Annotated in this window: 17 protein-coding genes; 10 read left to right on the top strand and 7 right to left on the bottom strand. The window is 65.8% G+C overall.

Features of this window, described 5'->3' with window-relative positions; all coding sequences use genetic code 11:
* Positions 1-104 precede the first annotated feature (104 nt).
* The 9 genes from QC180_RS03705 (at position 105) to QC180_RS03665 (ending at position 5803) form a co-directional block, all read left to right on the top strand.
* On the top strand, positions 105-263 hold the full coding sequence (locus tag QC180_RS03705; protein WP_278261110.1) for a hypothetical protein: 159 nt from the start codon (positions 105-107) through the stop codon (positions 261-263).
* A 26-nt stretch (positions 264-289) separates the two neighbouring features.
* Positions 290-571, top strand: coding sequence for a hypothetical protein (locus tag QC180_RS03700; protein ID WP_278261109.1), 282 nt, complete (start codon positions 290-292; stop codon positions 569-571).
* Between the two features lie 93 nt (positions 572-664).
* Positions 665-1249, top strand: coding sequence for a DUF3558 domain-containing protein (locus QC180_RS03695; RefSeq protein ID WP_278261108.1), 585 nt, complete (start codon positions 665-667; stop codon positions 1247-1249).
* A 42-nt stretch (positions 1250-1291) separates the two neighbouring features.
* The gene (locus QC180_RS03690; RefSeq protein ID WP_278261107.1) at positions 1292-1714 is read left to right on the top strand and encodes a hypothetical protein; all 423 of its coding nucleotides are present in this window, start codon (positions 1292-1294) and stop codon (positions 1712-1714) included.
* Positions 1714-2928 carry a hypothetical protein gene (locus QC180_RS03685; RefSeq protein WP_278261106.1) on the top strand — a complete coding sequence of 405 codons (1215 nt, stop codon included), beginning with the start codon at positions 1714-1716 and terminating at the stop codon, positions 2926-2928. The genes QC180_RS03690 and QC180_RS03685 overlap by 1 nt, the downstream gene beginning before the upstream one ends.
* Positions 2925-3668 carry an ESX secretion-associated protein EspG gene (locus QC180_RS03680; RefSeq protein WP_278261105.1) on the top strand — a complete coding sequence of 248 codons (744 nt, stop codon included), beginning with the start codon at positions 2925-2927 and terminating at the stop codon, positions 3666-3668. The genes QC180_RS03685 and QC180_RS03680 overlap by 4 nt, the downstream gene beginning before the upstream one ends.
* Positions 3669-3711: 43 nt before the next feature.
* Positions 3712-4710 carry a WXG100 family type VII secretion target gene (locus QC180_RS03675; RefSeq protein ID WP_278261104.1) on the top strand — a complete coding sequence of 333 codons (999 nt, stop codon included), beginning with the start codon at positions 3712-3714 and terminating at the stop codon, positions 4708-4710.
* Positions 4710-5096, top strand: coding sequence for a hypothetical protein (locus QC180_RS03670; RefSeq protein ID WP_278261103.1), 387 nt, complete (start codon positions 4710-4712; stop codon positions 5094-5096). The genes QC180_RS03675 and QC180_RS03670 overlap by 1 nt, the downstream gene beginning before the upstream one ends.
* A 380-nt stretch (positions 5097-5476) precedes the next feature.
* The gene (locus QC180_RS03665; protein WP_278261102.1) at positions 5477-5803 is read left to right on the top strand and encodes a hypothetical protein; all 327 of its coding nucleotides are present in this window, start codon (positions 5477-5479) and stop codon (positions 5801-5803) included.
* Positions 5804-6013: 210 nt separating this feature from the next.
* On the opposite strand, the gene QC180_RS03660 is transcribed toward QC180_RS03665, so the two are convergent.
* Positions 6014-6442 carry a type II toxin-antitoxin system VapC family toxin gene (locus QC180_RS03660; RefSeq protein ID WP_278261101.1) on the bottom strand — a complete coding sequence of 143 codons (429 nt, stop codon included), beginning with the start codon at positions 6440-6442 and terminating at the stop codon, positions 6014-6016.
* Entirely contained in the window at positions 6439-6693 is a 255-nt protein-coding gene (locus QC180_RS03655; protein WP_278261100.1) for an antitoxin, read from the bottom strand. Before QC180_RS03655 ends, QC180_RS03660 begins: the two co-directional genes overlap by 4 nt.
* A 96-nt stretch (positions 6694-6789) precedes the next feature.
* On the opposite strand from QC180_RS03655, the gene QC180_RS03650 reads away from it, so the two are divergent.
* Positions 6790-7125: a hypothetical protein gene (locus QC180_RS03650; protein WP_278261099.1), complete on the top strand. Its 336-nt coding sequence runs from the start codon at positions 6790-6792 to the stop codon at positions 7123-7125.
* Here QC180_RS03650 and QC180_RS03645 read toward each other — a convergent pair.
* The 5 genes from QC180_RS03645 to QC180_RS03625 form a co-directional block, all read right to left on the bottom strand.
* Complete coding sequence (locus QC180_RS03645) at positions 7104-8885, bottom strand: DUF2339 domain-containing protein (protein WP_278261098.1); 1782 nt, start codon at positions 8883-8885, stop codon at positions 7104-7106. The two genes, QC180_RS03650 and QC180_RS03645, sit on opposite strands and share 22 nt — an antisense overlap.
* Positions 8886-10158: 1273 nt before the next feature.
* Positions 10159-10830, bottom strand: a complete 672-nt coding sequence (locus QC180_RS03640; RefSeq protein ID WP_278261097.1) for a DUF1707 SHOCT-like domain-containing protein — start codon at positions 10828-10830, stop codon at positions 10159-10161.
* 48 nt (positions 10831-10878) lie between these two features.
* A complete protein-coding gene (locus QC180_RS03635; RefSeq protein ID WP_278261096.1) occupies positions 10879-11532 on the bottom strand; it encodes a response regulator in 654 nt (217 codons plus the stop codon).
* Between the two features lie 11 nt (positions 11533-11543).
* On the bottom strand, positions 11544-12722 hold the full coding sequence (gene macS, locus QC180_RS03630; protein ID WP_278261095.1) for a MacS family sensor histidine kinase: 1179 nt from the start codon (positions 12720-12722) through the stop codon (positions 11544-11546).
* Entirely contained in the window at positions 12703-13944 is a 1242-nt protein-coding gene (locus QC180_RS03625; RefSeq protein WP_278261094.1) for an AI-2E family transporter, read from the bottom strand. The genes macS and QC180_RS03625 overlap by 20 nt, the downstream gene beginning before the upstream one ends.
* Between the last annotated feature and the right edge of the window lie 61 nt (positions 13945-14005).

Here is a 14005-nt window from a genome sequence, read left to right as displayed (position 1 = left end):
CACTACACATCACCCGTTGGCTCCAACAGGAACTCCGAGACCGCTCCGCACAGCTGAAAGAACGGGAGCACGCCGCACGCCAGGTCGGACAACGGCTGGCCGCGATGCTGTGTACCCTCGGCGAGGCCATGGCCTTCATGGCCGACAAGACCGGCGATCTCGCCGATCTCGCCGAAACCCTTGTCGCCGAGGGCTTCGGACTGACACCGACCGGCCTGATCGCCTCCCCGACCACCCACGCGATGCGGAACCCGAGACAGTAGAACGCCGACGAATCCAGCTCTACGCCATGCTCGTTCACCTTGTCCACGAACGCGAAACCGCCCAAGCCGAAGCCATCGCGAGGATGCGCGCCGAACTCGGCGCCGAGGACACCGGTATTCCCTCCATCATCTCCGAATGCCAACGCTTCGGCATCGACCTGATCGCCCCTTTCCACCAGCTGGCCGCCAACATGCCACCGTCACCCCTGCTCACGACCGTGCGGCAGTTCATCGTGGACGCCGAACTCGCCCAACGCCTGATCGAGGACCCCGACTCCGACATAGACTCCTACCACGCGAACATCTGAGCGCGCTGCTCTGGAAGCTTGCCCCCCCCCCGATGAAATTGATAGCTTCGTGCGACATCAGCCCGGGCGGGGCTGCCGATCGAAGGGCTATGGGTGGGGGCGGCGAAGACGCGCGGGGGCGGGCTCATCGCACTGATCGGTGCCGTATTGATGGTTGCCGCGTGCGGTCCATCCGAGGACGAATCGGCACCAGGCAACACTTCGCCGACCTATGCGGCGGAGGTGCCGACCGGGTTCGATCCGTGCACACAGATCCCAGATGAGGTGATCAAGTCCGAGAATCTGGTGTCGACCGGGGAGTCGACGCTGGGCGGACCGAGTAGGCCGTATTGGCGCGGCTGCGGATGGGTCTACAAGAACGGCGACGGCTACGGCACGGCCATTCGCACGACGAACCTCACGCTTGAGATGATTCGCGCGCGCAACTTCAGTGATGCCGAGGAGTTCGTCCTTTCGGGCAATCGCCAGGCGATCGTCTCTCGGCAGGGAGCCAGCGACGCTGCGGTGCCCGAGCTGGACGACAGCTGCACGGCAAACATCCAGATGGATGGCGGCAGCCTCGACATCGCGGTCACCAATCCGAAGCAGTCGTCGCCCGCCACGGCACACATCCCGGCCTGCACCATCGCGCGGACGCTGGCCGAGAAGATCGCACCGGCCATTCCCGCTGGAGCCTGACTTCTCAACTGAAAACCAGATCGACACAAGGGGGACGACTCGATGGCCGACACACCGCTAGCACCGCTGATCACCGAAGCGAAGAACGGCAGCCTCACCGTCCGCATGGACCCCGAAGAGTTCGCCAAGATCGAATACGAATGCCAAGCATTCAAGACCACGATCAAGCAGATCCAGACGAAGATCGGTGACCTGTCCACGCTTCAGACCTGGGGTTTCGGTGACCATTCCGGCTCGCAGCTCACCTCCGCGACCACCATGGCCGACCGGTTCCGCAAGAAGTCCAAAGGCCAGGAAGACGGCAACGACTTCCACACCGTCCTGCAAGAACACTGGAACGCCGTCGAGGACATCCGCCTGCTCCACGTAGCCATCCGCGACCGCTTCATCGCCGAAGACCAATCCTTCGCCGCCCGGTTCAGCGCCGAAACCGAACGCCTGGACCAGCTTCCCGGAGCCCACTGATGGCCGGGACCGAGGGCGCGAAGATCCCCCCACACACCGAACGCCCGAAAGCGTTGAAACACAACGAGATCATCGACCGCTTCACCCCCGTCAACGGCGATCCCGCCTTCGACGCCGTCGCCGTCTACTGGCAAGCCAAAACCGACTGGACCATCGGCCTGGAAACCTTCCGCACCCGCATGAACACCGCCATCGCCCAAGCCTGGGAAGGCAACGCCGCCGAAGCCTCCAAGACCGCGATCAACACCTACACCACCAAAGCCGACTCCCTTACCGGCACCTTCGAAACCGTAGCCCGCCTGATCTCGGACTCGGTCCTGGCCGCCTCCAACACCAAAACATCACTGCCGCCACGCAAAGACGACCCCGACATCTGGGATATCAACGACCGCTGGATCAACAACGACGAGTTCGAACGCGGACGCGACGACGACGAAGAAGAAGCCCAAGCGATCATGGCCGCGGCCTACGTCACTCCCTTCGAAACCATCGACAACGGGCTGCCCGTCCTCGACCACCCCACCAGCCTCATCGACGACACGTTCGTCCCCACCGGTGGTGGCGATGACGACGACGACACCGGTGGCGGCGGCAAACCGAACCAGAACACCGACGACCCCGACGACACCACCGGAGACGACGAAACCCCACAAGACCCGACCGACGACGAGGGCGACGAAGACGAGACGTCGGATGACACGACCGACGATGACGACACCGACGACGGTGACGACACCAGCGACGACGACACCACAGACGACGGTGACGACGACACCGACCCAGCGAGCACCCAACCCGCTGGCACCACCCCTGCCACAACCCCCGACACCAAACCCACCACACCCAACTCCCCCGGCTCACCGAGCAGCCCCGGCGGCGGCACCCCAGCGGGCGGTACTCCCGGCACAACTCTCAACCCTGGCCGCGTAACCCCCGGCATGCCTACCAGCGTCACCCCCGCCACAGTCGCTGGCGTGACCGCCGCCAGCGCTACGGGCGGACGCGGGATGAGCTCCCCCGGCATGATGGGCGGCGCGGGAGCAGGCCGCGGCAAGGACGACGAGTCGACCCACGAGATTCCCGACTACTTGATCAACGAGCAGAACACTCGCGAACTCCTCGGCGAGATCGCCAAAGCGACTCCCCAAGCGCTCGGTTCGCGATTCCTCGCAGCTCAAACCAAGCCGGTCGAACCCGAAGGTGGGCCCCAGTGACCGCCTGGACCCTGGACCCCGACGACTTCGCCGCCCACTGGTACAGCGACGCCGTCGACCGCTTCCCCCGCCCCCTGCACTACCTATCCCGCTTCCCCTACCAACAAGACTTCGACAACCACCGCGCCCGACTCTTGGCCAGCTACACCCGTGACGAGCTGTCCGAACTCCGCCGCGCGATCGACACCGCCACCACCGCCACCTGGCACATCGAAATCTCGGGCAGCACCACCAAAACCCGCGACAACACCACCGCCCAATACCGCATCCACGCCACCCACAACGGCTACCAAGCCGTCATCCTCGACCAGATCATCCGCAACGGACACGACGGCCCCATCACCATCCACCTCGGCCGCCCCGAAAACCTCCCCCAACGCCTCACCACCTACCTCCCCAAACTCGCCCCCGGCACCCACCCCGCCGTCACCTTCCCCACCCGCGACACCAAACCCAACCACGACACCTACCTCGAAGATGTCGCCCACAACTCCCCCCACGAACGCTACCGCCGCTTCATCGACCGCCCCACCCACGGCGGCGGCTCCGCAGCCCTCTACCAAGGCACCATCCTCGACCGCCCCACCCCCACCCACACCCTCGAATGGCGCGACTTCACCGACGACGGCCGCTACACCATCACCCGCAACCCCCACGAACTGACATTCAAACCAGCGACGCAGCATACGCAATCGCGCCAGCTTGCCCAGTTGATCGATAGCATTCATACAGCCGGTTAGCGTCGCCGGATCGATACTCAAAGCCCAATATGAAGGAATAGGATTGAGCTCTTTTAGCGTTGAACTCAGCGATTTGCGTGGTTGGGGCGAACAAGTAGGTCGTGCAGGCCACAGTCTTGAAGCGATCAGAAAGTACGCGGTCATATACATTACTGATGCGGACTTCGGCCGGATTCTAGAGCAGATCACATATGAGTACGGGAAGCTCGTCCCCGTATTTCACGAAGTTCTCAGTACAGACAGCACACGCATGCTGGAGACGAGGCAGGCTCTGCTGTATTGTGCAGACGAGTATCAGCGTACAGACCATAATTTCGCATCTGCAATCGCGAAACTCGACAGTCAGCCCGTTAGATCCTACGATGACGGGGTGGCAGATGGATTCATCGATGTATTCGATTACGCCGCATTTCTAGCCAATCCTGTTGACGAATCGCGAGAACTGCCACTGGTCGACTTCACGAGAATGCAGAATAAGGTCTGCGACCTGATCGCGGCAATGGGCCCCGACCCCCGAGAATATCTCACAAAATGGATCGCAGGGGATATCGGTACGGCCGCAGAGCACGGAGCAGCCTGGAGGTCATCCGCAAGTTCCGTCGAGGCTATTCGGGACAATCTCAGATCTGGGCAATCCTCGATAAGCCGTACGTGGACTGGCGAAGCTTCCGGTGCCGAGGCCCGCTATTTTACGAGTTGGGACATATGCTACTCGAACCAAGCGACCGCGATGCGGCGAATGGGCGACCATGTCATCGATGCCATCGACGAAGCAGTAAAGATGGCGCAAGTGATAGTCGACGTCGTGAAAACCGTGATATCACTCATCGGAGTCGCGAGCATAAGCGCGGCAGTTCCGGTCGTTGGACAAGTGCGTCTTGCGCGCTCGATCTGGGACGGCATCACAATGCTCAATAACGCCCGGAAGGTAATGACATTGTTTTTTGATTTCTTGAGAACAATCAAGGACTTCATTTTATACTCCGGAGCAGTGTTCTCTCGAGACTCGCTACCAGCGTCTCCGACGGCGGCGTCGTCGTAATGGCCACCGTAGACCGCCTGTCGCAGATCGAATCATCCATCGCCGCCGCGAAGTCCAGGTTGGATTCGGCAATCGACGAATTGAAGGTGCAACTAGAACAGTACAAGACATCAGCCCCGATACCAGCGGACCAAGTAGCCGAGATGCAGCAGGAGGCGCTTTCTGGTACCTACGGGGGCGATATGAATACTGCGGCAGCACTAGTCGCAAGCGGTGCCGAAACATGGGAGAACCTCTGCGGCGGAGAATCGAGCAGCTCCGAACTCGTGAGCACACACATGGACTCGATGAACGCGCAGTACGGTGGGCCAGCTAAGGCCGAACTATCGGCCGATCCGAGCTTCGACCCATTTCCATCGGAATATTATAATGATAGCTACCCGTAACTTGTTCCGCCACATTATTACCCCAAGGATTGGTTGGAATTGTGGAAGAAAATAATGAGAAACCAGCCCAGAAGACTGAGTCATTGAAATGGGATGCTAGGAATATCGCCCTCGCAATAGGCTCAGTTATAAGCGGGCTATTTCTGGATCAACTTGCCTATCTGAGCATTCTCTTGTCGCTCTTAGCTGTTGCCGGATCAGTATTTCTTGGAGGCCCGGCACTGGCTGTGGGCGCTGCAATATTTTGTGGGATCGGCGGGATCCTAGTTATCGCAACGATAATTCGCGATTCATCACAACCCATACAGTGGGCTGCGGTTGTTTATGCTTTTGCAGCGTCGGTCACGACTATGTTGATCTGTTTCCGATAGAGCATACCGATGATCGTCATTAATCTTGACCTGATCACGCGCATGGCCCAAGGATCCCGCGCATCGGATCAAGTTCGTAGACTCGCAGAAGATCTAGCCATCGGTGCCATCGAGTGGCGACAACTGCAGAACTGTGAAATCGAGCTTCCGCCTGAATTAACCCGACTTCTCGAAATCGGAGCAGGATTCGATGTCGTCGAGGAAATTGAGGCTGCGGGACAGCACATTAGTGCGGCCACCACAGCACCCGAGCAGCGCCGCCATCATAGAAACGATTGGGCTCATCCTATCGACATCGACGACGAGGATGAAATGCCAGATACGTGGCTTGAGTAGCCAATTGACTGGCACGCCTCCCATAATTGACTATCAATCAGCACTTCGAAAACTGGAGCGCATTTCAGAGATACGTCATTTGGAACGGTGACCATGACTCGACTGGATTATGGTGCAATCACCTCCGCAAATCCCCTGGAATGAATGCATCAAATGGAGTCGAGCCAGCCATGTGGTTCAAATCGGTTCACCGATCAATTGACTCGACATCTATCGAGCAGGCCGGAAGACTCGGACGCCATCGAATCGGTGGAAATCGGTATCGAAGGTGACCACTTCGGCGCCCAGTTCGATTGCGAGAGCCGCGATGTGCCCGTCGGTCACGAGGTTTCCCGCTGTTCCGCAGCGTTGCAGGATGCCGTCGAGCACGTCCACGTGACCCGAGCCGGGGCCTACGACGACAGATATCTCACTGCTGAGCCAGGAGCGGATGTCGTCGATCGCCTCTGCCGATGTGGCGGGGTTCGGGAAGATGCGGGGGTTCGTGCTGATCCGGAGATAGCCGAGGATGACTGCCCAGCAGAAGCCGATCGGCTCTTGACCGTTGAGCGCCTTCGTCAACCATCCATGCGCGTCGGCGTGGTGCGGCGAGGCGGTGTTGACCGAGTGCAGCAGCACATTCAGGTCGACGATCTTCACTTACGCAGCTCCAGCTTTCGGACGATCTCCTCGTCCTCGAGCGAAGCTGCCAGCTGTAGCGCCTTGACGAGGTCGACCGTCGGTGTGCCGAGGTCGCGGGCAGGCAAGCGGAACTCGGCGCGTGACCGCTGCGGAGACAACGACGCGCGGAGGGCATCGTTGAGTGCTTTCTTGAACGACGCCCCGGTCTCACGCATCCGCTTCGCGAGCAGGGCCGCGACATCGGGGTCGAGAGTTACCGTGGTGCGCATGATGACATCATAGCATCATTATCAGTGATGCTCATGCATCACAGGAGCTAGATACCACTATTTCGGCACGGCGTCAGGTACCTGAGTGCCGCTCATGTGGGCGTCATCCGGACCAGCGGACGCCGAGCGGAGAACAGCCCGCTTGGCTTCGACTGCCGCGTTGTCCACCTCGCCACGTTCGGTCTCGGCGTCGTCGATGATCTCCCGCAACCGGTCACGCTCGAGCTGCCGCTGGATCAGCGACTCCACATCGGCCGACAGACCGCGTCTGTCGGTCCGCGCACGCGGTGTCGCGACCGCGCCTTCACGTGGGAAGACCGAGATCGGTCGGCCCGGTTCTTCGCCGCGCTTCGGGGCTTCCGCCAGTTCTACAAGATGATTGCTGAACTTGAAACGGTGTCTGCACGCATCTATCCCTTGGGTTCGGTGTGAGTGGAGTCGGCGAAGGCGCGCGCGTAACGGGTTCCGGTGAGGAGGAGCAGGATTCCTACGGCGAGGAAGGCGGCTACGCGGATGATGCCGGAGAGGGTGGCCAGGTCGAAGAGGAAGAGTTTGGCCAGGGCCGCGGCGGCTACCAGGAGGCCGGTGACCAGGTAGACCTTGGCGGTGGCGGGGGCGGTGGTGAGGCGGCGCAGGCCGTAGAAGACGGCGGCGGTGGCGACGATCATCCAGATGATGGTGGCCAGGCTGTGGCCGATGATGAATCCGTCGGGGGTGCCGAGGGTGACTCCCAGCGACACCGCGGTGACCAGCACGTAGTACAGACCGGCCAGGCTCGCCACGACCCACGCGGCGGTGACCAGCGTGGTGTCGGTGTCGCGCGGGAGGCGGGCGACGGTCCAGGCGGTCATGGCGGCGGTGCCCGCGCCGAGCACGGCGGCGAGTGCGGTCGCGAGGTCGAGGTGCTGGTCGGCGAGGCGGTGTAGGCCGAGGGTTTCCGGGGAGGCGATGGTGAGCAGGGTCAGGGCGCCGAGCAGGGCGAAGGCGGCGCCGAGTGCGGCTGCGACACGATTGCGGGTGGTCGCGGCGACGGCGAGGAAGGCCAAGGCGACTGTGGACAGGGCGGTCGGCAGCAGGTGCGGGTGGGCGCCGGTGCCGGTGACACAGGTCTGCACGAGTGCCACCGCACCGGTGAGTGCGCTGACCAGGGTGGTGTGCGATGGGAGGCCGAAGCGGGTGGAGCCGGGGATGGCAGAGCCGGGCATCGCGGGGACTGGCACCGCGCCGGTCACGGTAGAACCGGACGGGGCACGACCGGACCCGGCAGGACCGGACGCCGCAAGACCGGACCCGGCAGGACCGGACACCGCAAGACCGGACCCTGCAGGACCGGACACCGCAGGACCGGACGAGGCAGGACCGCGCATGAGGGCGGTCGCGGCGAGGGCGAGGAGGACGGAGGCGAATCCGCCGGTGATGGCCGCGGCGGGTACACGGTCGAACAGCATTGCCGTCGCGAGGACGGGCAGGGCGGTGAGGACGATGGTGACGCTGGCGGTGATGTCGGTGCGACGGTGGCGGACGGCGAGGACCGCGCCGAGGAGGCCGATCACCGCGCAGGCGAGGGCCGCGAGCAGCAGGCCGATCGTGTTCTTCGCCTCGGTGTCGGAGATCGCCGCGTCGAGGCCGGTCACGGCGACCATGGTCAGTGTCGCCAAGACGACCGGAAGGGTGCGCGCGATGTGCAGGACCGGCCATGCGCGCCGCAGTTGCACCGGCACCCCGGCCGCCTGCAACACCACCAGGAAACCGAGCAGCGACAGTTCGGTCGTCAACGCGGGCGAGAGGATCGCGGCGCCCAGCACCACACCGACCGCCAGCGGCTGCGACTGCCATCGCACAGCCATCCCGACCCCGGCCAGGGCGACCGCCAGTGCCAGCACGAGACCGACGCCGGTCGGCACCCACTCGTAATAGCCGGTCACCGCAACAACATCCAGGTAGGCGCCCGCAATTCCGGTCGCCACCAGCGCGATACCGCCGACCCGTCCGCCAGGTCGCCCGAACACCCGCCACCCGGCTCCGACAAGCCCGACCGAGAGTGCGGCCCCCGCAACAACTCTCGCTACCGGACCGAAGAACCCCGCCTGCGCGGCCAACACCAGCAGCATCAACACACCGATCAAGGTGACCCCCACCCCGGCCACCGCCAGCACGCGCGAGATCACCCCTTCCCGCTGCCACCACGGCATACGCTCCACCGGCCGACCGCCGAACTGCCCGCCCCGAGCGCGCCCCTGCCAACCCGGTACCGGCCTCGGCCCACCGGGCACGCCCGGGAACTGCCACGGCCCGCCCGGAACACCCGGAACCGGCCGCGACCTACCGTGCAACGCCGACACCGGGCGCGGTCCACCAGGCACTCCCGGCAGCCCGCCACCCGGCAGCCCGCCACCCGGCAGCCCGCTGCCCGGCAGCCCCGGCACCGGGACACCACCACCGGGCCCTCCCGGCACCTGGACACCACCGGGCGCTCCTACCATCGGCATCCCAGCACCGGGCGCACCCGGCACCCCACCATGCCCCGGCGTTCCACCCGCCCATCCCGGAGCCGACTGCTGCGGCACCCCGGGCCACCCCGGCCCGGGCGGTTGGCCAGCCGGAGACCCCCAGACACCATGCGGAGATACAGCCCCTCCCTGCCAACCCGAACCCGGCTGCTGCCACACACCCGGTGCGGCCGGATAAGCACCACCAGGCCACGGCCCCGCAGCACCCGACGCCCCCACCTGCGCAGATGTGCCACCCGCCTCCGCCGTCGGCGACCATTCCGCACCCGGGGCCGCTCCCTGGACCGCCGCGCCACCGGACTTCGCCGCACCACCCGACTCCGACGACGCAGGCCGATCCACCGGCGCGCTGTCCGGCGACGACCCCGTCGACTCGCCGCCGTCCCCCGACTCATCCGCCCCCGGCTGACGTGCCAGGCCCGCCGCTCGAGCGCCGGGTCCCGCCTCCTGCGGCGAACCCGAGCCCGGCGCGGCAACGCCCACAGCCTTCCCCGGCTGACTGGACGCCGCCTGCCCCTCCGCAGACACGGTCGTCCGGGGCTCACCGCCCTGGCCCTCGGCCGCATCGGGTTCTCCTGCGTTCGGGAACTCTCCCGCGGCCGCGCTGGGAGTAGGCACCGACTCACCGGTTTCCGCCCCGGGCGAACGACCGGTACCGGACGCGGCATCCGGCCCCGACCCAGCCACATCGGCCGTCGAAGTCCGCGAGTCCGAGCGGGCGCCTCGCACACGCTCGGACCGCGCCAGTTCACCCTGCAACTGCCCCCGCAGCAGATCCAGATCGTCACCGATACGCCCCATGTGGGCGCCGAGGGTGGTGAAGTCCGTGGAGAGGCGGGCGATGAGGGTGGGGTCGATGGTGGTGCGGCTCATGTCTTCATGGTCGGCGGCCGGGGGGCGCGGGACATGAGTAGAAACCCCCGGGTGGGGGCCGGTTCCTACCTGGAAGTGGTGGTCAGGTGCCGAGGAAGCGGCGCCACTGGACCATCAGGGGGTATTTCGCGGTGACGGAGCCGAAGCGGATGCGGCCGTGCACGACCAGGTGCAGGGGGCCGATGGGTGGGCCGGTGCGGACCTTGTTGTTGGCGCTGGAACCGATGAGGTCGAGGCCGTTCAGGTCGACGGTGGCCGCGGCGGGGACCAGCAGGGTGATGCCGCTGCAGTAGTCGTCGACCTGGATCTCGACGATCTGGGTCTCCATCACGGCCTCGGTGAAGTCCAGGGTGACCCCGGACATGAGGTTGTTCAGGTGCAGGACCGACGGCACCTGCCAGGGACCGCGCCGGTGCACGCTGGAGAGCCTGCTGCGGATCAGCGCGGGGTTGGAGCCGCCGGGCGGCACCGGGATGTGCTTGGGGCGGGGCATGGCGGCGGGTTGCGGCGCACCGGCGACCCGCATGCCGGGCAGGTCGACGAGGACGGCGTTGAGTTCGCCGCGGGTCCTGGCGGCCAGGGCGGTGTCCATGCGTTCGGTGAACTCGCCGAGCGAGAGCATGCCGAGCCCGACCGCGCGTTGCAGCAACTGGCCGACGTGTTCGCGTTCGGCGTCGGAGACGCGCAACTCACGGTCGCCGACGGAACCGGCCGTCGGGGCGCCGGGTACGGAGAGGGATTCGGGACCGCCCATGTCATCGAGGGTAGCGACGCGACCACCCCGGCACATCAGGGCAAACCCCTATTCCAGTCCTTGTTCTATGGCGTAGCGGGTCAACTCCACCCGGTTGGCCAGCTGCAATTTGCGCAGCGTGGCCTGCACGTGGTTCTCCACCGTGCGATGCGAGAGGTTCAGTCGCGACGCGATCTGCTTGGCCGACAGGCCCTTGGCCACCATGCGCAGCACCTCGGTCTCGCGCTCGGTCAGCGAGGGGCGATGCGGTTCGTCGGCGGCCACGGGCGCGGTCGCCATCCGCCGGTACTCGCCAAGGACCAGCCCGGCCAGACCGGGGGTGAACACCGGCTGACCGGCCGCCGTGGCCCGCACCGCGTCGATCAGTTCGGCCGCCGACGCGCTCTTGACCAGGTATCCGCTGGCTCCGGCCTTGATCGCGTCGAGCACGTCGTCGCGCTCGGCCGAGGCCGACAGCACCAGCACCCGGCTCTTCGGTGACACCCGCAGCACCTCGGCGGTCGCGGCGGCGCCGTTGCCGTCGGTGAGCTGCATGTCCATCAGCACCACGTCCGGCTGCACGGCGGCGGCCCGGCGGGTGGCCGTGCCCACGCCGTCGGCGGTGGCGGGCACCGCGAACCCCGCCTCGGCGAGGTCACGGGAGACGCCTTCGCGCCACATCGGATGGTCGTCGACCACCATCACGGTGATGGGCTCGTCCATCTGCTCTCCTCTCAGCGCGCCGGTCGGCGCGGGACGCGGAATTCCCATTCGGTGCCGAACTCCTCGCCCTCGGTGAGCAGTTCGGCGGTGCCGCCGAGCGCGGCGATCCGGCCGACGATGGACCGCGAAACCCCCATCCGCCCTTCGGCTTCGGCGGCCACCAGGCGTCCGGCCGGAATGCCGACCCCGTCGTCGCGCACGCTCACCACCAGCATGTCACCGGTGTCCTCCAGCAGCACATAGGCTTTCGCGCCGGGCCCGGCGTGCAGCTCGACATTCGACAGCGCGGTGCCCACCGCAGCGGCGATCTCGTGCGCGGCCGCGCGACCGACCAGCACCGGGTCGCCCGGCGTGGCCACCGACACCGCGGGCGTGGCCTGCACGGTGAGCAGCGGCCGCACATCCACCTCGGCCGCACCGGAATCCGGACGCGCACCCTGCTCGGACAGCAGCACCCGCAGCGCCACTTCCTGTTCTCCGGCGCGCTGGGCGAGTTCGGTGGCGGGACCGCCGATCTCGCCGCCGCGTCGCTTGATGAACGCGAGCACCTGCAACACCCCGTCGTGCACCTCGCGGGCCAGGCGTTCGCGTTCTTCGGCGGCGGCGGTCAACCGCAGCGCCTGTTCCACCTGGCCCTGCGCCCGACGCGCGGTATTGGCCGCCAGGCCCAGTGCCAGGCCGACCGAGACCAGCACCGGCGCGGTCGCATCGCCCCACACGTCCTGCCCCCACTGCTCGCGGACGGTCACCACCACCGCCGACATGCCGAGTCCCGCGAGCACTCCGGCGACCGGCCCGCGCAGAATCGCCATCGAGATGACCGCGTTCGCGATCCACAGTGTGGTCGGCAACGTCTGATGTCCGTGGTACCAGCCGTAATCGGCGACCAGCCGGGTCGACGCGATGAGCAGGATCGTCAACACCTGATCCCCGACCACCACCCACCCTCGGATGCGCCCGGTGGCCTCGGGCAGATACCACTGCGACAGCAGCAGCGCCGAGACGCCTGACCAGATCGCCATCAGCGCGATCAACACCCAGCTCAGTCGCGGATGCTGGTAGTACGGCACCGAGGCGATCTGCTGGCCGACCGCGTACAACAGCGTGACGAGACGGAACGCCTGGGCGGCCCGCCACAGAGGCGCGGTCGCCGCGTCGGCACTGCTCAGCTCAGCTGTGTGGGTCCGCATCGCCGGACTCGCGCTCTTCGTCCTTGCGCAGGGTGCGGTAGATGTCGAAGCGGCCGGGCTCGGGTCTGTCCGGCTCGGCCGAGAACAACCGCCGGTCCTCGCCACTGGCGAGTTCGCCGTAGACCTCCTCGGGGCTGTCGGCGAGTAGGTAGCGGATGGCGGTGTTGCCCACCGCGATCAGCGGCACCGCCAGCAGCGCGCCCGCGATCCCGCCGACGACCAAGCCCGCGGCGATCGCCAACACCACCGCCAGCGGGTGGATGCTCACCGCCCGGCCCAGCAGCAGCGGTTGCAGCACATGGCCTTCCAGCTGCATCACCGCGATGATGATGCCGAGCACGATCAGCGCCGTCACCAGTCCCTTGGTGACCAGCGCGATGAACACCGCGACGAATCCGGCGAAGAACGCGCCGATGATCGGGATGAACGCGCTGATGAACACCAGCGAGGCCAGCGGTAGGGCCAGTGGCACGTGCAATATCGCCAATCCGGCACCGATGCCGATGGCGTCCACCGCGGCCACCACGACGGTGGCGCGCACGAATCCGACCAGCGTGCCGAAGCCGAGTTCTCCGGCGGTACGGACCTTGTCCCGGTGCGCGGTGGGGATGATCCGGGTGACGAAATGCCAGATCTGGTCGCCGCCGTAGAGGAAGAAGATCAGGATGAACAGGATCAGGAACGCGCCGGTGAGGATGTGTCCGATCACGGTGGCGGTGGTGAGCGCGCCGCTGGTCAGGCTCTCGCGGTTGTCCTGGATGGTGCGCACGATGGTGTCGCCCGCGTTGCGGATCTGCTGATCGCTCAGGTGCGGCGGGCCGTTGATCAGCCAGTCCTGCACCTTGTGCACGCTGTTGGTGACCTCGTTGGACAGGCCCGGCACACCGTCGACGAACTGTTCCACGACGAAGGTCATGATCCCGGCGAGCAGCCCGATCGAACCGACCAGCGCCACGAACACGCCGAGCCCGCGCGGAATCCCCACCCGCTGCATCCAGTCCACCAGCGGCGCCAGCAGCGCGGCCGCCAGCAACGCGATGGCCAGCGGAATCACCACCGTCGCGAACTTCTGCACCAGCATCCCCACCGCGAGCAACGCGGCGAAGATGACCAGCAACCGCCAGCTCCAGGCGGCCGCTTTCCGGACCAGCGGATGAACAGCCTCGGCATCGGCACGCCACAGCGCCGACGCGGTCCCGGAATCTAGGTTCTGGTCGGTCACTCGAGAGAGCCTATCGGTCCGAACGCTAGATTGGTGGTCGTGTCGGCGCCTCTGGAAGCGG

The organism is Nocardia anocheti (genome assembly GCF_029675105.1).
Classification (GTDB): Bacteria; Actinomycetota; Actinomycetes; order Mycobacteriales; family Mycobacteriaceae; genus Nocardia.
This window is presented reverse-complemented; position numbering and strand designations above follow the sequence as displayed.

Bases quoted from the DNA above. Each gene is read 5' to 3' on its own strand.
- macS (WP_278261095.1), bottom strand. From the start codon at position 12,722: ATGCGGACCCACACAGCTGAGCTGAGCAGTGCCGACGCGGCGACCGCG.
- QC180_RS03670 (WP_278261103.1), top strand. From the start codon at position 4,710: ATGGCCACCGTAGACCGCCTGTCGCAGATCGAATCATCCATCGCCGCC.
- QC180_RS03690 (WP_278261107.1), top strand. From the start codon at position 1,292: ATGGCCGACACACCGCTAGCACCGCTGATCACCGAAGCGAAGAACGGC.
- QC180_RS03645 (WP_278261098.1), bottom strand. From the start codon at position 8,885: ATGCCGTGGTGGCAGCGGGAAGGGGTGATCTCGCGCGTGCTGGCGGTG.
- QC180_RS03635 (WP_278261096.1), bottom strand. From the start codon at position 11,532: ATGGACGAGCCCATCACCGTGATGGTGGTCGACGACCATCCGATGTGG.
- QC180_RS03665 (WP_278261102.1), top strand. From the start codon at position 5,477: ATGATCGTCATTAATCTTGACCTGATCACGCGCATGGCCCAAGGATCC.
- QC180_RS03640 (WP_278261097.1), bottom strand. From the start codon at position 10,830: ATGGGCGGTCCCGAATCCCTCTCCGTACCCGGCGCCCCGACGGCCGGT.
- QC180_RS03700 (WP_278261109.1), top strand. From the start codon at position 290: ATGCTCGTTCACCTTGTCCACGAACGCGAAACCGCCCAAGCCGAAGCC.
- QC180_RS03685 (WP_278261106.1), top strand. From the start codon at position 1,714: ATGGCCGGGACCGAGGGCGCGAAGATCCCCCCACACACCGAACGCCCG.
- QC180_RS03705 (WP_278261110.1), top strand. From the start codon at position 105: ATGCTGTGTACCCTCGGCGAGGCCATGGCCTTCATGGCCGACAAGACC.
- QC180_RS03655 (WP_278261100.1), bottom strand. From the start codon at position 6,693: ATGCGCACCACGGTAACTCTCGACCCCGATGTCGCGGCCCTGCTCGCG.